Annotated in this window: 12 protein-coding genes; 4 read left to right on the forward strand and 8 right to left on the reverse strand. The window is 63.2% G+C overall.

The features are described 5' to 3' along the window. Positions 1–3,006, reverse strand: a 3,006-nt coding sequence (locus tag ACFPO9_RS22475; RefSeq protein ID WP_379775202.1) for a DUF4214 domain-containing protein, incomplete at its 3' end; no start/stop codon positions are given. Positions 3,007–3,354: 348 nt separating this feature from the next. Continuing rightward, the gene (locus ACFPO9_RS22480; protein ID WP_379775205.1) at positions 3,355–4,500 is read right to left on the reverse strand and encodes an acyltransferase family protein; all 1,146 of its coding nucleotides are present in this window, start codon (positions 4,498–4,500) and stop codon (positions 3,355–3,357) included. Positions 4,501–4,613: 113 nt separating this feature from the next. Here ACFPO9_RS22480 and ACFPO9_RS22485 point away from each other — a divergent pair, with 113 nt between their 5' ends. Beyond that, complete coding sequence (locus ACFPO9_RS22485) at positions 4,614–5,477, forward strand: sulfurtransferase (protein WP_379775207.1); 864 nt, start codon at positions 4,614–4,616, stop codon at positions 5,475–5,477. A 92-nt stretch (positions 5,478–5,569) separates the two neighbouring features. Here ACFPO9_RS22485 and ACFPO9_RS22490 read toward each other — a convergent pair whose 3' ends face one another. The 6 genes from ACFPO9_RS22490 to ACFPO9_RS22515 form a co-directional block, all read right to left on the reverse strand. Then, positions 5,570–6,181 (reverse strand): DUF4214 domain-containing protein, encoded by a 612-nt coding sequence (locus ACFPO9_RS22490; RefSeq protein ID WP_379775209.1) that lies wholly within the window; start codon positions 6,179–6,181, stop codon positions 5,570–5,572. A 228-nt stretch (positions 6,182–6,409) separates the two neighbouring features. Then, positions 6,410–7,762, reverse strand: coding sequence for a TolC family outer membrane protein (locus ACFPO9_RS22495; RefSeq protein WP_379775211.1), 1,353 nt, complete (start codon positions 7,760–7,762; stop codon positions 6,410–6,412). A 2-nt stretch (positions 7,763–7,764) separates the two neighbouring features. Further along, positions 7,765–9,117, reverse strand: coding sequence for an HlyD family type I secretion periplasmic adaptor subunit (locus ACFPO9_RS22500; protein WP_379775213.1), 1,353 nt, complete (start codon positions 9,115–9,117; stop codon positions 7,765–7,767). Between the two features lie 30 nt (positions 9,118–9,147). Then, positions 9,148–10,917 carry a type I secretion system permease/ATPase gene (locus ACFPO9_RS22505; RefSeq protein WP_379775215.1) on the reverse strand — a complete coding sequence of 590 codons (1,770 nt, stop codon included), beginning with the start codon at positions 10,915–10,917 and terminating at the stop codon, positions 9,148–9,150. Positions 10,918–11,158: 241 nt separating this feature from the next. Further along, positions 11,159–13,234 carry a DUF4214 domain-containing protein gene (locus ACFPO9_RS22510; RefSeq protein WP_379775218.1) on the reverse strand — a complete coding sequence of 692 codons (2,076 nt, stop codon included), beginning with the start codon at positions 13,232–13,234 and terminating at the stop codon, positions 11,159–11,161. A 422-nt stretch (positions 13,235–13,656) separates the two neighbouring features. Beyond that, positions 13,657–15,054: a FecR family protein gene (locus ACFPO9_RS22515; protein ID WP_379775221.1), complete on the reverse strand. Its 1,398-nt coding sequence runs from the start codon at positions 15,052–15,054 to the stop codon at positions 13,657–13,659. Between the two features lie 214 nt (positions 15,055–15,268). Here ACFPO9_RS22515 and ACFPO9_RS22520 point away from each other — a divergent pair, with 214 nt between their 5' ends. Genes ACFPO9_RS22520 through ACFPO9_RS22530 form a run of 3 tightly spaced genes read left to right on the forward strand, consistent with a single transcriptional unit; the run spans position 15,269 to position 19,205 of the window. Further along, entirely contained in the window at positions 15,269–17,185 is a 1,917-nt protein-coding gene (locus ACFPO9_RS22520; RefSeq protein WP_379775223.1) for a CHASE2 domain-containing protein, read from the forward strand. Next, positions 17,182–18,450 carry a tetratricopeptide repeat protein gene (locus tag ACFPO9_RS22525; RefSeq protein ID WP_379775225.1) on the forward strand — a complete coding sequence of 423 codons (1,269 nt, stop codon included), beginning with the start codon at positions 17,182–17,184 and terminating at the stop codon, positions 18,448–18,450. The genes ACFPO9_RS22520 and ACFPO9_RS22525 overlap by 4 nt, the downstream gene beginning before the upstream one ends. A gap of 17 nt (positions 18,451–18,467) precedes the next feature. Continuing rightward, positions 18,468–19,205, forward strand: a complete 738-nt coding sequence (locus ACFPO9_RS22530; protein WP_379775228.1) for a Crp/Fnr family transcriptional regulator — start codon at positions 18,468–18,470, stop codon at positions 19,203–19,205. Positions 19,206–19,265 lie beyond the last annotated feature (60 nt).

Below are 19,265 nucleotides of genomic sequence, written 5' to 3' on the forward strand. Positions count from 1 at the left end.
CGTCGCATTGACGGTGACGGTGTCCTGGTTGGTGGTGAAGTCGGCCTGCGTGTCCTTGCTGTCCGCCGCGTCTTCGGTGACGCTGGTGAAGCTGACGGTGGTGGACGGCGCGGTGGCGTCGTAGGTGACGTGCTGGGTGGCGGCGGCGCCAGCGTTACCGGCGGCATCCACCACGCGCACCGACACGGTCGGGCTGCCGGTGACGTCCACGCCGGCGATGGTGACGGCGGTGCCGTCCACGCTCACGTGGCTGTCGCCGATCAGCGACCAGTTGGTGCCGTCGACCGAGTACTGCACGTATTCGCCTGCGGCCAGCGCGGCCGACAGGGTCGCGCCGATGTCGGCGGTGCCGACGTTGGTGGTGAAGTCGGCCTTGACGTCCTGGCTGTTGCCGCTGTCTTCGCTGATCGCGTTGAAGCTGACGGTGGTCAGCGGTGCTTCGGCGTCGTAGGACAGCGACTGGCTGGTCGCTTCGTTGGCGTTGCCGGCGGCATCCACCACGCGCACCGAGACGCTGCTGGTGTGGGCCATGTCGATGCCACTGATGGTCAGCTCGGTGCCGGACACGGTGCCGTGGGCGCCTTGCGGCATCCCGAACGGCACGATCATGCTGCTGCTGGCGTCGATCCAGCTCTGGCCGCCGTCGACCGAGAACTGCACGTAGTCGCCCTTGTCCAGCGCCGCGTCCAGGGTCGCGTGGACCGTGGCGTAGGACTGGTTGGTGACGAAGTCGACGTTCGCGTCCGGGCTGTCGCCCTGGTCTTCGCTGATGCTGTTGAAGGTCACGCCATTGACCGGCGCTTCGTTGTCGAAGGTGATGGCCTGGCTGACCGCTTCGGTCGCGTTGCCGGCGGCATCCACCACGCGCAGCGACAGGGTCGGGCTGGTGCTGGCGTTGACGTCGGCGATGCTCACGTTCATGCCGTCGACGCTGGCGCTGTGCCAGGTGGTGCCGTCGAGCGAGTACTCGACGCGTTCGTCGCTGGCGATCGGCGCGGACAGGGTCGCGTGAATCGTGGCATTGCCCTGGTTGGTCACGAAATCATCGGCCACGTCAGGGCTGTCGCCCTTATCCTGCTGGACGGCGTCGATGGTGACGATGGCGGTGGGCGCTTCGCCATCGACCAGCAACTGCTGGAACGGATGAAGGTTGTCGAAGTTGGTCGTGACGACGGCATTGCCGACTTGGTCCACGATCTGGCCGCTGAACGCATGTTCGATCGCGGTGGCCAGGCTCTCGATGCTCTGGCCGGCTTGCGGGGTGTAGGTGAAGACCAGGGTGTCGCTGCCGGCGCCGCTGGTGTAGGTGGCGGTGCCGCCGTTATTCAGCGCGACTTCGGGGATGCCATTGACATCCACGACCTTGCTGAAGGTGACACTGAACGAAATCGATTCGCCGATCGCGAGTTTGCCGTCGTTTTCACCGAGTGCGAAACCGGTGATGACCGGGATGGTCTTGTCGATGGTGACGTCGATGACGTTGCTGGTGCTGATGTTGCCGGCGGCGTCGGTGACGATCGCGCGGTAGTGATAGGTGCCGCTGTCCAGGCCTTCGGTCGAGCCGACCGTGGTCCACGTGCCGCTGCTGCCCAGCGACACCTGGTACTTGACGGTCGCGCCTTCTTCGGCGCCGGCCAGTTTGAGGCCGAAGCTGCCGTCGTTGGTGATGCCTGCCGCATGGCCGGTGCCGGTGATGGACAAGTCGGTGAACGAGAGCTCGCCGGCAGCCGGCGCCACGCTGTCGACGGTGGCATCGAGTGCGTTCATGTTGAAGTGCTGCAGGTTGTCGAGCAGCGAGCGCTCTTCGGCCGACAGCACGTCGGTGATCTTGAGCGAATGTGCGCCGTCGACCAGCTGGGCGACCGCATCCGACACGAAGGTACGCGCGCCCGGTTCACCGGTAAAGATGGCCGACTTGGCGTCGACGATGTCGTAGGCGCTCACACCGCTCGGCACTGCCATCGCGTGCGTCACTTCGGCGGCGGTGCCGACGATGGTCACCTTGCCGGCGTAACCAGTGGCCAGCGCGTCGGTCAGGTCGACCGAGTTGTCGCTCAGGACGACCGGCGTGCCGGCGCGGGTGATGATGTTGGTGGTCAGGTTGACCACCACGGCGTCGTAGGCAGTACCGCTGATGGTCAGCGCGCCGGCGCTCAAGCTGACATGGAAAGTCGGCTCAGGCACGATGATCGGGGCGCTCGGGTAAACGACTTCCACCGCGGCAGGCAGGCCGCCCTGCTCGAGCGCATGAACGACGTCCTGCAGGGTCGCGGCGGCCGGCATGACGGTCAGGACTTTTTGCATCCCGCCGCCGCGCAGCAGCGAGTCGAGGGTGGCAGGATTGCCGGCCGCGACTTCGGCGACGTTGGCCAGGGTTTGTACCAGGCCGACGGGATCAGCCGCGCCGCGCACGGTATCGAGCAGCGCGCTCAGGGTCGTGCCGGTGGCGATGGCATCCACCACGGCCGGCGTGTTGGTTGCAATGTCGGCCAGCTTCAGTGCAGCCTTGGTCACGGCGTCGAGGTCGGACGCGCTCATGTCGAGCGTAACGGCCTTGATCAGCACACTTGCCGCTTCGATCGAGGCATAGCCGCTGTAATCGGTACCGCCGCTGCGCACCTGCTCGGTGAAGCTGTCGGCTACCTGCTGGCGCAGAGCGGACAGTTGCTTGTCGGTATCAAGGGCGCCATGCAGGATGTCGATGGCCGCGTTGGCCAGCGTGACGCGGCCCGAGGAGACCAGGTCGGTCCAATAGGCCAGGCCAGCCGCATCGGGCGCACGGTTGAACAGTTGCTGGTAGATCTGGGTGATGTGCTCGGCAGCATCATTGGAGTGAAAGTGTGCAGTCGCTTCTTCGGACTTCGCGAATGCATCGATGATGCCACTCAAGTCGCCGTTGGCGTGCTCAAGTTGCTGTAACCAATAGTCGAGGCCGGCGGTATCGGCCGGACGGCCATAATAAGCAAGGTAAAGCGAATTAATCGTCGAAGCGTAGCTGATTGCCATGTGGGTATCCGAGGGAAAGAGTGATTCTGAGCAGTAACTCGAGTTTTTCTTAGGTAACGAACTCTAGCATGCAGCGCAGATGCCCTATGGAAAGTAAGCTACAATTTTTAACCTTGTGTGGGATTTTTCCTACATGTTGTCAGGTTCGCATCCTATTGAAAAATAAGCAAATTTTTATTCAACATTGTCTTTACGAAGCTGAATTGTTAATTCGAAATTGTTAAATATCTGCCTGGAATGAAGGTGCCGTGAGGAGAGGAAGAGGCCAGCGGGAGCCGGGTTCTGCCATGCGAAGGGTGCTGGCGTCTCCCAAGTGGGCACATGGTAGGTGTTTTCAGGTGCGGAAAATCAGCACTGCTTGGTGCTGTCCAGCTTGTATGCGCCGTAGCGACGGCGCATGCGCAGGAAGGGTTCTTCAATGGTGTTGTAACTTAGTGTCGCTAGTGCCCAGCTCAGGGCGTAGCTCGCTGCAATCATGATGCTCGCGTCCACCCAGCCGTTGCCGGTTGGCCTGGCCAGGCCCATACTCTGGCTTAACAGGTGTAGTACGCCCATGTGCAGCAGGTAAAAGGAAAAGCTTATCTTTCCACCATGGCATAGTATCCGGTCGAAAAGAGCCGGCAGGCGCGCCTGGAAGGATACCCACGCCAGCATGAAAGCCGCCCAACCCGCGCTTTCGGCCATGGACCAGAAGATCCAGAACGCCGACTTGGGGGTGGCGCCAAAGGGAGCGTAGCGGTGCAGCGCCGCCATTTCGCATATCACCAGGCCAGCAGTCGCCAGCAGCAGCCAGGGCGCATGGGCGTGCAGGCGTACGCGGAGCTGCTCATGTTGGTAAAGCATCGCGGCCAGCATGCCGATCAGGAACTGGTCGAAGCGGCCCACGAAGGTACAAAAGTACATCAGGGTGCTGTTGGCATTGACCGTATAGGCACTCAGTTTAAAAAAAGCCATCAGCGCCAGCACGCCGAGCAGGTAGCGTGGGCCGCGCTCCATCGCAAAGCGCGCCAGGAATGGGAAGACCATATAAAACAGGAATTCCAGCGAAATGGTCCAGGCGGCGCCCGTCACAGGGGTGCCAGAAGTTGGAGCATGACCAAGGTTGGTCGCGAACAGATAGAACAGGTCCTGGGGTTGGAAGGTATCGCGCCCGATCGAGGTGGCGACGAGGAAGATGGTCAGGAAGAGCGGAAAAATACGCAACACCCGGTTGCGTAAGAAATCGCGGTAGACGATGGTCTTCTGGTGCAGCGCGATCTGCATGAACAGGAAGCCCGACAAGGTGAAGAACAGGCCGACCCCGGTATGTCCTTCGGTAATCAGGCCGGCCCAGGGCGTCAACAGCGCAGGACCGCCCAGACCGCGGTATTCGAGCTGGAAATGAAACAAGAAGACGATGGTGGCGGCCAGCCAGCGCAACTGGTCGATGCGTGGGTTGTACTGCAGATTGAGCGATTGCATAAGGCCGGCTTTGCTTGCGTAAAAGATATTCATTGTAGATGCCAATTGCGGCGGATGCTACAGCCCGTCATCCGCCACGCTGACCTTCGCGCCGCCCTGCCTTATAATGGCTGGCTGTCTTCTCGCATTTGCCTTCTGAAATGATCATGTACGTCAACATCGCCGCCTACAAATTCATCACTCTCGATAATCTCGAAGAACTGCGTCCGCAATACCAGGCGCTGTGCAATGAGCTTGGGTTGAGGGGTACCGTGCTGCTGACGCCCGAGGGTATCAATATGTTTGTGTCCGGCACGCGCGAACATATCGACCAGTATCTAGCCTGGGTGCGCAGCGATACCCGTCTGGCCGACCTGGAATGGAAGGAAAGCCTGTCGAGCGAGCAGTCGCACCGCCGCATGCTGGTACGCATCAAGAAGGAAATCATCACGATGCGCATGCCCCTGATCAGGCCGGAACTGGGCCGCGCGCCGGCAGTCACGCCGCAGACGCTCAAGCGCTGGCTCGACCGGGGCCATGACGACGATGGCGTGCCGGTCGTGATGATGGAAACCCGGAACGCTTTCGAGGTGGATGTCGGTACTTTCGAGAATACGCTCGATTATCGCATCGACAAGTTCAGCGAATTCCCGGACGTCGTGGCCCAGCATAAGGATGCGCTGCAAGGCAAAACCGTCGTGACCTTCTGTACCGGCGGTATTCGTTGTGAAAAAGCTGCAATTCACATGCAAAACATCGGCTACGAGCGTGTCTATCAGCTCGACGGCGGCATCCTCAAGTACTTCGAGGAAGTCGGCGGCGATCACTACAAGGGCGATTGCTTTGTGTTCGACTACCGCACCGCGCTCAATCCGAAGCTGGAGCCGACAGAAACCGTGCAATGCTTTGCTTGCCGCGCGGTGGTGACGCCGCGCCAGCAGCTTTCGCCGGACTATGTGGCCGGCGTGTCTTGCCCGCAATGTGCCAAGGCGCCGCTGTCCGCACCGGAGCAAGGCCAGGCGCAGGCGTAAACGACAAACCGCCGGGCAAACCGGCGGTGTTCTTTTATTTCATTCACGCGGCTTGCGTGAAATAAAATTTCACTTCTATCTGGCGCGGCCTCTCAGCCGAAGAGCGGCGGCACTGGATCGGCAACGCCGACCAGTCCGGCATGGCCGTCCATGCCGGTGCCGGCCGCTTTTACCATGTTTTCGATCGTGATATCGATATAGCCGCCATCGATGGCCATGGCGCCAGATGCCAGGTCGTGCACACTGGCGAGATAGTCGAAGCCAGTCTTCAGGCCAGCCTGCGTCGAATATGCCTGCTGCTCGCTGGTCAGGTCCATGTGGGTCGTGAACGCGCTTGCCACCGCAACCTTGCCGTTGTACGCGACCTTGTCATTGCCCAGGGCGCCGCCGGCAATCTGGGTTACCACGTTATCGATCGTGATGGCTTTCTGGTCGAGCAACTTGGCCCAGTAGTCGACGCCGGCAGCCTCGGCCGGACGTCCGAACAGGTGCTGGTACACGGCGCTGACCACCTCGCTGTTGTTCATGCCCGCATATATCGCCTTGTATTCGGCCGAGGCGGCAAAGTCTGACGAAGCCTTCTGATAACCATCGGGATAGGTCGCCAGGACATTGGTCCAATAGGCCAGGCCGGCAACATCCGCCGGACGGCTGAAATATGCAACGTACAGCTTCTGTACTTCTGTTTCGGTCGTAGTCGCCATGATGGCCTCCTTTGGAATAATGTAAAAAAATATACCGCATCCCGATTTTTCAAGGCGCACTCAACTGTGCGCTAGGCTCCGTAAGTTCTTGAAAGAAAAAGATTTTTCCGAAGAAATCCTTGGCGCATACGCGGAAATGTTAAATGGATGACGCAAGCCGGCAGTAAGGCGTTGACGAAAAAAAACCCGCTGCTTTCGCAACGGGTTTTTGTCGGGCTTGTGCAGTCCTCAGTGGAAATAAGCCGCCACTTCACGCACGCTGGACGCATCCAGGGTACCGGCCGCGGCGCGCAGGCGCAGCATGCCGATCAGATAGGAGTAGCGGGCCTGGGCCAGATCGCGCTGGCTGGTGTAAAGCTGTTGCTGCGCGTTCAGCAGGTCCAGGTTGATGCGTACGCCGCCCTTGATGCTCTGCTCGGTGGCCTTCATCAGTTCCTTGCCCGATGCGACCGCCTTCTCCAGCGCTTCGATCTTGTGCACGCTCGAGAGCACGATGCTGTGCGCCTTGCGCAGCTCGACCATGACCTTGTTGGTGCGGGCGTCCAGGTCCGCCTGGGCGCGCTCGTAGCCGGCCGCGGCCTGGCGCGTGGTGGCGCTGATCGCCCCGCCCTGATAGATCGGCAGGCTCACCTGCACACCGATGGCGCGGTTCAGCGAATTCTGCTGGTAGGTATTGATCGAGGCCGAGTCGTCCTTGCTGTAGGTGGCGATCAGGTCGGCGCGCGGAAAATGTCCGGCCTTGGTGCGCTGGATATCCAGGCGCGCATTTTCGACCGCCAGGCGAACCGTGGCCAACTCGTTGTTGTGCTCGCGCGCCGTCTTTTCCCATGCCTCGAAGCTGCCGGGCTGGATGGCGACCGGATTGAAGCTGTCGACCAGCTTGTCCAGATTGCCGGGATCCATGCCGATGATGCCGGCCAGGGTCTCGCGCGCGGCGACCACGTTGTCCTGGGCTTCAGTGACCTGGGCTTCGGCGATGTCGAGCCGTGCCTGGGTTTCCAGCATGTCGGTCTTGGTGCCCTCGCCTTTTTCGAACAGGCGATTGTTGACGTACATCTGCTCCTTGAACATGTCACGCGACACCTGGGAGAGCCGCAACTGGTCCTCGGCGAACAGCGTGTCCATGTAGGCATTGGCCACGCGCACCGCGACCTCGTCGCCGGCAGCCGCGAACGCGGCTTCACCTTGCTGCGCCTGGACCTTGCCCTGGCGATAACGCACAATGCCGTCCAGGTTCAGGATGGGCTGGCGCAGCTGCACGGCGCCCGAGCGGCTCAGATAGTGAGGGTGCGACACGGTACGCTGCACGCCGGGAAAGCCGGCAACCACAACGTTCTGGAAGGTCTCGAGATCGGCGACGTTACGGCTGCCCGAATAGCTGGCCGACACGCTGGGCAGCAGATAGGAGCGGCCGATAACGCGGTTTTCCTTGGCCGACTCCTTTTCGTAGAAGCTCATGCGGTATTGCGGGTCGTTCTTCAGCGCTGCCTCGTAGGCTTGCTGCAGGGTGACCGCGCCGGCGTGGCCGGCCACGGCGGCGCCAAAGACGGCGGACACCGCCAGACGGAGTATTCCCTTCATGGTCACTCCTCCGCCATCGACGACCTGGCGCGGTCGAACACCGGCTTGAGCAGGTAGTTCAGCGGAGTGCGCTCGCCGGTCTTCACGAAAAGCTCAACCGGCATGCCGGGACGCACGTCCAGCTTGTGCTGGGCCAGCATCTTCTGCCCTTCCGGCGTCACCCGCACGCGCACCTTGTAGTAGGGTGCGCCGGTGCGCTCGTCGAGGCTGCGGTCGGCCGCAACCTGTTCGACTTCGCCCGGGATGTGCGGCGTCTTGTTGGCGTTGAAGGCCGAGAAGATCAGCTCGGTCTTCAGGCCCGGGTGGACGCGGTCGACCAGGTTGACCGCCAGATTACCCTCGACCACCATCGGATCGTCGTTCGGCACGATTTCCATCATCTTGAAGCCGGGCTGGACCACGCCACCCTGGGTGAACACGGCCAGGGCGGTCACGGTGCCGCCGACCGGCGACTTGACCTCGACGTTGTCGACCTCGAACTTCTGGCCTTCCAGGCGCGCGGCCAGGGCTTCGGCTTCGCGCTCGATGTCGGACAGCTGGGTGCGTACTTCCTTCTGGTAGTCCTGCATGCGCTGGGCCTTGCGCAAGCCCATTTCCAGCACCTGGCGGCGCGCACGGGCGATATTGCCGATGTCTTCCGAGACCGCGCCGCTCAGCTGGGCGTAGGTGCGCTCCAGGTCGAGCAGGCGGTTGCGCGCCACGTAGCCTTCCTTGGCCAGGTCGCGCATCCCCTGCAGCTGCTCCTTCAGGAAGCCCATCTGCACCTTCTTGCTGTCGCGCGATTCTTCCAGGCCGCGGATCTGCTCCTTCAGGCCGGCGATGTTCTCGTCCACGCTGCCGAGTTCATTCTGCAGCGACATCTGGCGCGAGCTCAGCAGCTGGTTCTGCAGGGCCATCAGCTCCGCCACGCGCGGATCGTTGCGGCGCTGCTCGAGTTCGGCCGGGAACTTGATCGATTTCAGGCCGTCGCGCTCGACCTTCAGGCGGGCCTCGGCCGCGCGCGCGGTCAGGTACTGGGCTTCGCTGGTCTCATAGGCCGACCTGGCCAGGGTGCCGTTCATACGCACCAGTACCTGGCCTTCCTTGACCACGTCGCCGTCCTTGACCAGGATTTCCTTGATGGTGCCGCCGGTCATGTGCTGGATCGCCTTGCGGTTCGACTCCTTGGCAACCGTGCCGGACAGCGGCACGCCCTTGTCGAGCGGTGCGAACAGGCCCCACAGCAGGAAGCCGCCAAGGCCGAGCACCACGATCAGCCAGCCGACACGGCTGAACGAGCGCGCGTCGGTATTGACTTCCAGCGGCGTTACGTCGTGCGAGATGACTTCGGCCGCGTCGTTCTTCAACAATTTCATGGGTAACTTTCTCCGGTAGTAAGCGCTGTATCAGGCGGTGGCCGGGGCGCTGCCCGGTTGCGTGGCAGCCGCGGCTGCGGCGCGCTGGGCTGCCTGGTGAGCCGCCAGGGCTTTCTGGTTCGCTTCGTTGATCGCGGCCATCACGTCCTTGGTCGGACCGAACATCTGGACGCTGCCATCGCCCATCACCAGCAGCTTGGTGGTGGCCGCCAGCGCGCTGGGGCGGTGGGTGATCAGCACGATGGTCTTGCCGCGCTGGCGCAGGTCGAGCACAGCATGTACCAGCGCTTGCTCGCCAAGATCGTCCAGGTTCGAGTTCGGCTCGTCCAGCACGATCAGCGACGGATCGCCGTACATTGCGCGGGCCAAGCCAAGGCGCTGCTTCTGGCCGCCGGACAGACCGCCGCCGCCTTCGCCCAGCTTGGTGTCATAGCCTTCGGGCAGGCGCAGGATCATGTCGTGCACGCCGGCGCGCTTGGCCGCCTGCACCACCTTGTCGGCGTCGATCTCGCCGAAGCGGGCGATGTTCTCGGACACCGTGCCGCTGAACAGCTCGATGTCCTGCGGCAGGTAGCCCATGTGCGGGCCCAGCTCCGCCTTGTTCCAGGCATAGATGTCGGCGCCATCCAGGCGGACCTTGCCCATCATCGACGGCCACACCCCGACCAGCAGGCGCGCCAGGGTCGACTTGCCGGAACCGCTCGGGCCGATCACGCCCAGCACGTCGCCCGGCTGGATCGCGAACGAGACGGCCTTGACGATCGGGCTGCGCACGCCCGGCGGCGCGGCATGCACGCCTTCGACGCTCAGGTGGCCTTGCGGCTTCGGCAGCTGCATGCCGGCCTCGCGCGCGGGATTCTGTTCCAGCAGCGAGGTCAGGCGGTCGAAGGCGCTGCGGGTGCTGCTCCAGCTCTTCCAGACGCCGATCAACTGCTGCACGGGGGCCAGGGTACGGCCGAGCAGGATCGAGGCGGCGATCATCATGCCCGCCGTGATCTTGTTATCGAGCACCAGCAGAGCACCCAGGCCCAGCACCGAAGACGACAGCGCCATCTGGAAAAACTTGGTGGCGGCGGTGATGGTGCCGGCTTTCTGGCTGGCCTCGGCCTGCAGGCTGAGGAAACGGCCGTGGGTCTTGAACCAGCGCGCCATCAGGTTCGGCAGCATGCCCATCGACTCGATGACTTCGGCATTGCGCAGGTTGTTGGTGGCAGTGTTGGCGGAAGCGATGGACATCGTGTTCGCTTCCTTCAGCGGCATATGGGTGACGCGCTCGTTGACGATCGCCAGGATCACCAGCACGACCACGCCGCCCAGGGCGAACAGGCCGAGCCAGGGCTCGAAGAAAAAGATCACGATCAGGTAGATCGGGAACCAGGGCGCGTCGAAGAAGGCGAACAACGCGTTACCAGTCAGGAACTGGCGCACCGTGGTCAGGTCGTTCAGGGCCTGGCCGGCATTGGTGCCGCCATGCTTGAGGTTCTGCTCGAAGGCCGCGGTGTACAGGCGGCGGTTGAGCTTCATGTCGAACTGCGCGCCGACGCGCACCAGCACGAAGGAGCGGATCAGCTCCAGCGCCGACGAGAACATATAGGCGCCGAGCATCATCAGGGTGAGCATCAACAAGGTGATCTCGTTGCGGCTCGACAGAACACGGTCGTAGACCTGCAGCATGTACAGCGACGGCACGAGGGCCAGCAGGTTGACGATCGCGCTGAAGGTGGCGACGGTATAGAAAGTCCCTTTGAAGCTGCGCAGGATGCGGCCGATCTCGGTTTGGGGATTCAGGTATTTTTTCATGTGTCTCACGTGACAGGGCAGAAGCAGCGCTCTGGTTTTGTAGCCTTGGAGAAATCGCTTGCGGGCACATTATCTACGAAAACATCAAAAAAATGTGACACCCATCACAAATTTTCAGATTGACTCGTTAAAACGGTCGCGTTCGTGCGACAAAATTCCTAACCGACAATGAAAAAACCCCGCCTCCTTGCGGAGGCGGGGCTGTCAGTTACAGGGCCTGGAAGCAGGCCCGTGACCGATATTAAGCGTGGCCGGTGATGATACCGGTGCTGTCCAGCTTGATGGTGGTCGCGTCGACACCGGTCAGGGTGATGGTGACGATTTCGCCGGTGCCGCCGTTGACCGACGAGCTGTAAGCGTGCTGCTCGACTTGCAGGATGGTGTCGCCGCCCGAGCTGCTGACGAAGATTTCCAGTGCTGCGTCGCTGCCTTTGACAGCGCTGGTGCCGGTAGCCGAACCCTGGACCAGGCTGTAGCCGGTGCCGACGAACAGCGAGTCGGTGCCTTGCAGGCCGAAGGCGGCGATCGATGCATCCTTGGTGCTGACCACGTAGATATCCGACGATGCGGTAGCAAAGTTGGTCAGGTGGGTAGCATCCAGGGTGGTGACGGCGTAGCCCTTGTCGGTCAGGACCTTGGCGTACACATCAGCGGTTGCTTTCAGGCCGTTGTAGGTTTCGACGTTGGCATTGGCGGTCGTCAGTGCGGTCAGGTCTTTCGTCAGGGTCGTGATCGTTTTTGCTGCGGCGGTCACGACGGCGGTGTCGGCAACTTGCTTGGCGACCAGCGGGTTCCACTTGGCATCCAGGGTAGCGGTGCCGCCCAGGCCGGTTTCAGCGTCCACCAGGGCCTTGAAGCCGTTGTAGGCAGCGGTATCGGTGCCAGCTTTCAGGACAGCCAGTTCGGTCTGGATCTGTGCCAGGGTCGGGGTCGCGCCGGTTGCCACGGCACCGGTGGTGGTGGTGTTGATGACCGATGCGATCTTGGCGATCAGGGCCGACTCGGTGTAGGTGCCAGCGTAGTTACCGGTGACGGTGACGGTGCCGGCGGTGTCCGGAGCCACGTCCAGCAGGTTCGCACCCAGTTGGGCCATGGCGGCGTTGTCCATCGCCTTGGTCACGTTGCCAGCAGCGGTCACCGAAGCGTTGTACGAAGCGACCAGGTCGGTCAGGCCGGTGTAAGCGCTTGCGTCGAAGCCGGTAGCGGTGCTCACGGTCGCCTTGCCGTTGGCGATGGTTGCCAGCGTCGTGGTGGTCGTGCCGTCGTTGAACGTGATAGCGGTGCCGGTCACGGTCACGCTGGTAGCGGTGCCGCCGTTGTTGATGCCGAACGAAGCTTCCTTGGCAGCCAGGTCAGCCTGGGCAGCGGTCGACGAGTCCTGAGCAGCGCTCAGGTTGGTCTGTGCTGCAGCCGAGATTGCCACTGCGTCGCTCAGGCCAGCGATCTTGGCGATGTTGGCGTTGTCTTTAGCCACGGTATCCTGGGCATCGCTCAGGGCCTTGGCGTTGATGGCCTGCTGGTTCGAGACCAGTGCATCGCGAACCGCTTGCGAAGTGGTCGCTGCTTTGTACAGGGTCTGGGCCGCAGTGTCGCTCAGGTCGTTACCGACCTTGGTGACCGCGTTGGTTTGCGTTGCTTTGATGTCGGCGGCGTTCTTGAAGGTGTCGCCGTTGACGTCGGTCTTGACGGTCGCGGTCACGTACGCGTCCATGGCCTTGTTGGCAGCGGTCGATTGAGCCAGGGCGCTAGCGACCGAGAAGGTGGTGCCGGCAGCAACAGCGTTAGCCACGGCGCTGTTCAGGGCAGCCGGGGTGGTAGCCGATGCCAGGGACACATTGTCGGTCACGCCAGCCAGGAAGGTCTTGGCGATCTTGTTCGCAGCGGCGCCGCTGTAGCCGGCTTTTTCCGCGTCGGTGTCGACAGCAGCAGTGAACGCAGCAGCAGCAGTCAGCTTGTTGTTGTAGGCGGTCAGGTCGGAGCCTTGTGCGCCTTTGGCGACTTCGGTGACGACGTCGGCCAGGGTCAGCTTCTTGGCATCCAGAAAGTCAGCGTAGTATTTCTTGCCTGCGTCGTCGGCGTTGTGGCCGAACAGGTTGACGTAGATGGCGTTGACGATCTCGGCGCTCGACATGCCCTTGAAGGTGTCGGTGTACTCGGTCGATTTGGCGAAATCAGCGCTGATGCCAGCCAGGGTAGCGGCTTTGTTCGTCGACGCTTCCATCAGGCCTTCGTAGTAGCTCAGGCCGCCGAAGTCTGCCGGACGGTTGAAGTAAGCGACGTACAGCTTCTGCAGGTCGTTGTAGTAAGTCGTTGCCATTTATTGCTCCAAAGTAGATCGATCGATCGATATGTTATATCAAACAGCAGTTACAAAAAGTTTGTCCTGCCGCCCAACGTTCCGAATCATGACAGATGCCGGCTCACGAAAGATGTGACCGCCATCACATTCGCGGAAGATTCTTGTCTGGAATTTGTAAATTCCAAACAGACAATCGGCAAGCATTATCGAAGAGTCTTCCCGATACTGCAAGACATGTACTTCAAGAATGAAGTAAGGGGTAGAAGGCCCCGCCCCAATACTCTCCAATACTCACAAGTCAGGCTACAAAGCGCTGATTTCATTAGCAAAAAATCTAATACTCACGGAATAGTCGCGAAACAATTAGATACATTTTCATATTTCCTTTAGGAATAAAAAAACCCCGGCGCGCCGGGGTCTTTTTTATATTTGGATTAATTTTAATGCGGGGTTTGCTGCCAATATGTGACGCCGTTAGCAGAGCGCTTCTCGTCCAGTCGACTGGTAAAGATGTAGGCCGCCGAGCCGCCGTTCTGCCTGCTCAGCAAGCCATTCAGATTCAGGACATTGATCTGGCTGCTTCCCATTGAACCGTTGAGCTGGCCGTCCGCGCCGACTGTACCGGAGCCGCTGAGCTTGAAGGATTCCGCACCGCTCGTTATTCCGATGCTGGTCTCGAAACTTTGCTTGCCGAAATCGACTGTCAGCATGCCGTTCGTCAGCGAGGCCGGCGTCTCGATCCGGTAAGTCGGGGTGTAATCTGTATAGATGAACGCTTCCCCACCCTTGAGCTGGAAGCCGATGCTGCCGTTGTTCGGCATCACGAAGTCGTCCGTACCTCGGCTGCGCAACAGCGCATAATTGCCATTGGTCTTGATGAGCTCGCTCTGATCCATGGCCTGGGGCAGATTGAAATCGGGCGGCCGGCCTGCAACCACCTGCCAGCGTCCCCACACGATGTCGCGCGCCGGCAGGACGATGGCGGCTTCGATCGGCGGCACGGGCGTGACGGGTGGTGCGGGCGGGACCACCACCACCGGCGGCGCGGGCTGCGCCGGCGGCGGCACGGGCACCGGCGGGACATCCTTCACCGGCGGCGGCGATGGCGGCGCCGGGTCGACCACCTTGACCAGGTCGACCGTCTTCTGCGCATCCAGGTTCGGCAGTCCGGCAGCGCTGGCGCCGCCGCCCGCGCCGGCGGCGCGCGCCAGCGGTTCGTCCGCGCGCGGCGGCGACACCTGGTCGGGCGACAGCGGGCTGCCCTGCAGCAACTGGGGGGTCACCTGGCCGCGCTGCACCTGCAGCAGCAGGCCGCGCTGGCTCGCGCTCAGCTCGCGGCTGGCATCGCCGTCGCAGGGGCCGGCGCCACCGGGCATGCAGGCGCCGCCGAACCCGCTCATCACGATGGCGCCGGAAATGACCGCCACCCGCGAGGTGTCGTTGTCCGTGAAGACCGTGAAGTCCGTGCCGCGCACGCCGATCGCCGCCACCGGGGTGTTGAAACGGAAGTTCTGACGCGCCTGCTTGACCGCATTGCCGGACTTGCTGCGCGCAACACCGCTCAGCAATTCGAACTTGACCTGGGTTTTGGCCGGATTCTTTTCGTCGACCTGGTAGGCTGCGATCCGCGCCTGGGTGTTCGGGCGCAGGATGAACAGGCCGCTGTCGACCGTCTTAATATAGAGGAAGCCATCGGCGCCCGTGCTCAGCATCTGCCCTTCCCGCACCGGCGCGCCGTCGAGTGCAGGCTGCCCGCCCACGCTGGCTTTGCCGGCCACGAAAATGATCTTGCCGGCGTCCGCCGCCTGGGCCGCATGAAATACGCACGTGAGTGCCATCAAGACGAGTGATCGCCACATAGTTTTCCCCTTTTCGCCGAATCTACCTTGCTTTACACAAGGAATTCTGTGATAAGCGTCACATTGTAAACGCAGCTGAGCCTGCTTGGGCGGCAATGATTCCATGCATAGCAAAAAGATAATACCCAAGAGCAACGAAAAAGCTATACTCCGGGTTGCCGTAACAGCATGACGAGAAAGTAAATCCCGAGGCGTGCGTATTCCCATTTCCTTCCCCTCCGCCCTACTGGCGCGCTTGCGCTCCTGGCAGACGGCGCTGCGCTGGCCGATCGCGCTCGCCGCCGTGGCGCTGTGCGTCTGGATGCAATGGGGGCCGCTGCCTGCGTATTCCTTCCTGCCCGGCGAATGGCTGCGCGACGCCTTCCTGCGGGTGCAGTCCAGCACCAGGGAAGAGCCGCGCGTGCTGGTGGTCGACATCGACGAGGCCAGCCTGGCCAGGCTGGGGCCGTGGCCGTGGCCGCGCGAACGCATCGCCGACCTGGTCGAGATCCTGCTGACGCGCTACGAGGCGCGCGGCGTGGCGCTCGACATCATGCTGCCGGAACGTGCGGACGAGGCCGGCGATACGCGCCTGGCGTTGTTGGCGCGCCACGGTCCGGTGGTGCCGCTGCAGGCCTTCGACTTCAACCGGACCCGCGAACTGCAGGTGCGCGTCGGCGCGCTGGGCGGCGCGGTGCGCTCGCCGGTGCGCGGCGTGCGCGCTACCGGTTACATCGGCAACTATCCCGCGCTGGCGGCGGCGCCCCATGTGGGCGCCGCCGCCTATATCACGGACCCCGACGGCGTCCTGCGCCATGTGCCCCTGCTGACCGAATTCGAAGGCCGGCAATATCCGGCGCTGGCGCTGGCGCTGGTCGACTGCTGTTCGGGGGGGAAAGCGCTGCGCTTCGATGCGGGCACGATCCGCGTCGGCTTCGACCGCGACTGGCCCGCCTATACCGTGGTCGGCGCCGCCGACATCCTCGACGGCGCCATCGATCCGCCCAGCGCCGCGCGGCGCCTGGTGGTGGTCGGCTCGTCCTCGCTGGGCATGGCCGACCGCGTTACCACGCCCTTCGGCGCCGACCGTCCCGGGCTCGGGGTTCAGGCGAACATGCTGAGCACCCTGCTCGACCGCCAGGCCGGCCTGGCGCCGGCGCCGTGGCCAGGACGCCTGATCGCCTGCGCTTTCGCGCTGCTGAGCGCCGTCGGCGCCACGCTCGCATTTCCGCGCCTCTCTGCGTTCGCCAGCATGGGCCTGCTGGCCGCCAGCTCGGCGCTGTGGCTGGCCCTCGCTTTTTTCGCCAGCCCTTACGACCCGGATTTCTCGCCGGCCGGGCCGCTGGCCAGCAACCTGCTGCTGCTGGCGGTGGCCATCCCCTACCAGTGGCACCTGACCCAGCGCCGTTCGCGCCACCTGCTGTCGACCCTGCGCCAGTACGTGGCCCCGAGCGTGGTCGAGGAACTGCTGCGCAGCGAGGCGGAGGATCCGCTGGCGCCGCGCCAGCTCGACGTCACCACCCTGATCGCCGACATGGAAGGCTATACCAGCCAGGTCGAAGCCTTGCCGGTGGCGGAGGCGTCGCGGCTGACGCGCGACTTCCTGGCCTGCCTCACCGGCCCGGTCATCGAGACCATGGGCACGCTGGACAAATACACCGGCGACGGCCTGGTCGCGTTCTGGGGGGCGCCGTTGCCGATTCCAGACCACGCCGACCTTGCGCTCGACGCCGCGCGCGAGATCCTGCGCCGTGTCGAGACCCTGAGCGCGCGCCACCAGGCTGCCGGCCACGCGCCCTTGCGCGTGCGCATCGGTATCGAGAGCGGCCCGGCGATGGCCGGCGATTTCGGCACTTCCTTCCGCAGCATATATACTGCGGTCGGCGACAGCGTGAACACCGCCTCCCGCCTCGAACAGGTGGCGCGCGACTTTCCCCATGACGTCATCATCGGCGCCGGCACGGTCGAGCGTGCGCGGCGGCACCGGTTCATCCTGCTGGGCGAGCGCCGGCTGCGCGGCAAGGAAAAACAGACCATTCTTTATACTTTCGAATCCAGCATGAAGCAGGAAGGCAGTCTTCAACCCGATCCATGCCAGCCCGGCGCCGTCCTGCGCGAGCACGCCCGATGAAGCGTTCTATTGCCGCCGCGCTGGCGCTGCTGGCGGCCCTCGCATGGCCGGCGTGCGCGCTGGCCCAGGCCGATGCCGCCGCGCCGGACGCGGACGAGCCGGGGGCGCCCACCCTCGGCGCCACGCAGCAGGCGCTGTACCAGGAAGCCTTGCAGGCGCTGGCGGAAGGCCGCCGCACGGACGCTTCGCGCGCCCTGCGCCGCCTGATCGAGCAGGAGCCGCGCCATGCCGGCGCCTGGCTCGACCTGGCCCTGATTCAGTGCGGTCTCGGCAACGCCGAGGAAGCCGAGCGCATGTTCGCCACCGTCGAGACACGCTTCGATCCTTCGCGCGAGATCCTGGAACTGATTTCGCAGACCCGCGAAGAGGGTTGCCACCCGTGGACGCCGAACAGCGCGCTGTCGCTCATCGCCGGGCGCGGCTACGATCGCAACGTCAATCAGGGCGCCAGCACCTCGACGCTGAAACTGGGCGACGGCTCGGTCGAACTGCCGCTGCTGGACGATTTCCTGCCGAAGCAGGACGGCTATACCGTGGCCGGCCTGGAATACCTGCGCGCCCTGACGCCCAACGGCACCATCGGTTTTGCGCAGCTGCAGTCGCGCCGCAACGATACCCTGCACCAGTACGACAGCAGCTCGCTGTTCGGCGGCATCGAATCGCCGTGGCGCTTCGGCAGCTGGGCGCTGCGCTCGACCCTGGCGGCCGGCATGGTCAGCCTCGGCGGCCACATCTATCAGCGCCAGGCCCAGGCGCAACTGCGCGTCACGCCGCCCTTGTCGCTACCGAACAACACTTTATTGAATGTGATGGGTGGTTATACGGTGACCGATTACCGGCGCCTGACCAACTTCGACGCCCACACCCTGGAGCTGCGGCCGGAACTCTCGCACCAGCGCGGCAGCCTGTACGGCAGCGCCAGCTTCGGCCTGCTGAGCGACCACGGCAATGCCCAGCGTCCGGGCGGCGACCGCCACGGTCAGCTGCTGAGCCTGCTTTTGCGCAGCCCCCTGGCGGCCGGCCTGACGGGCGAACTCGGCTACACCCGCCAGACCTGGCGCAGCGCCCGTCCGTATGCGCCGGAACTCTTGATTCCGCAGACACGCGACCAGGCGACGCAGGTGTTGCGCGCGGTCCTGAGTTACCCGATCGGCAAGAATCAAAGCCTGATGCTGGAAACACGGGCGGTACGAAACCGGGAAAATATCGACATCTTTCAGTACAATAACCGCCAGTTCCAGTTGAGCTGGCGTTGGCAACCCTGATCGATATTGATGTCCACATGACCGCTCTCAGCAAGGTCCTCCCCTCCGAACCCGCGCAGCCGCTGCAGGAAGTGCAGATCCAGGTCCACCTGCGCAAGATCCCGCTGCTGGCCGACCTGACGCCCGACGAGATCGCGCTGATCAGGCCCGAGCTGCGCTTCCGCCACTTCAACAAGCGCGAAGTCGTGCTGTACAAGGGTGGCAGCGCCGACGCCCTGCTGTTCCTGCTGTCCGGCCAGATGCAGGTGGTCGACATCACCGAGGATGGCCGCGCGATCGGCCTGCGCATGCTGGCGCCGGGCGACTTCTTCGGCGAGATCGCCCTGATCAACGAATCCACGCGTTCGGCGTCAGTGGTGGCGACCAGCGACGTGCTGGTCGCCTTCTTGCCGGCGGCCACCGCGATGCATCTGTTCTCGCACTCGCCCAGCGTGGCCCGGCAGATGCTCAAGCACCTGGCGCAGAAGATCCAGCGCGACTCCGAATTCCGTGCATTGCTCAGCATCAATAATACGGCGCGGCGCATCTATACCTACCTGGCGCTGCTGCAGAAGAAGCCGGAAGACGGCGCCCCCCAGGCCGTGGTCGAGAATTTGCCGACGCACCAGGACATCGCCAACATGATCAATACCAGCCGCGAGACAGTGACCCGGGCTCTGCTGACGCTGGTGCAGCAGGGGATCGTGCAGAAGGAGGCAAACCGCTTGGTGATCCTGGATCCGGCGGCGTTGCAGAAGCTGGTTCAGGGTTCCTGAACGCGGGGGCACGGGGGGCCCACCCTACCCTTTCGATGGTGATTACGGGCTGTGGGCATG

The organism is Massilia aerilata (assembly GCF_042656905.1).
Classification (GTDB): Bacteria; Pseudomonadota; Gammaproteobacteria; order Burkholderiales; family Burkholderiaceae_D; genus Telluria; species Telluria aerilata.

Excerpts from the sequence above, each read along its gene's own strand:
- ACFPO9_RS22480 (WP_379775205.1), bottom strand. The coding sequence starts at position 4,500 with ATGAATATCTTTTACGCAAGCAAAGCCGGCCTTATGCAATCGCTCAAT.
- ACFPO9_RS22530 (WP_379775228.1), top strand. The coding sequence starts at position 18,468 with ATGACCGCTCTCAGCAAGGTCCTCCCCTCCGAACCCGCGCAGCCGCTG.
- ACFPO9_RS22500 (WP_379775213.1), bottom strand. The coding sequence starts at position 9,117 with ATGAAATTGTTGAAGAACGACGCGGCCGAAGTCATCTCGCACGACGTA.
- ACFPO9_RS22490 (WP_379775209.1), bottom strand. The coding sequence starts at position 6,181 with ATGGCGACTACGACCGAAACAGAAGTACAGAAGCTGTACGTTGCATAT.
- ACFPO9_RS22510 (WP_379775218.1), bottom strand. The coding sequence starts at position 13,234 with ATGGCAACGACTTACTACAACGACCTGCAGAAGCTGTACGTCGCTTAC.
- ACFPO9_RS22495 (WP_379775211.1), bottom strand. The coding sequence starts at position 7,762 with ATGAAGGGAATACTCCGTCTGGCGGTGTCCGCCGTCTTTGGCGCCGCC.
- ACFPO9_RS22525 (WP_379775225.1), top strand. The coding sequence starts at position 17,182 with ATGAAGCGTTCTATTGCCGCCGCGCTGGCGCTGCTGGCGGCCCTCGCA.
- ACFPO9_RS22505 (WP_379775215.1), bottom strand. The coding sequence starts at position 10,917 with ATGAAAAAATACCTGAATCCCCAAACCGAGATCGGCCGCATCCTGCGC.
- ACFPO9_RS22485 (WP_379775207.1), top strand. The coding sequence starts at position 4,614 with ATGTACGTCAACATCGCCGCCTACAAATTCATCACTCTCGATAATCTC.
- ACFPO9_RS22515 (WP_379775221.1), bottom strand. The coding sequence starts at position 15,054 with ATGGCACTCACGTGCGTATTTCATGCGGCCCAGGCGGCGGACGCCGGC.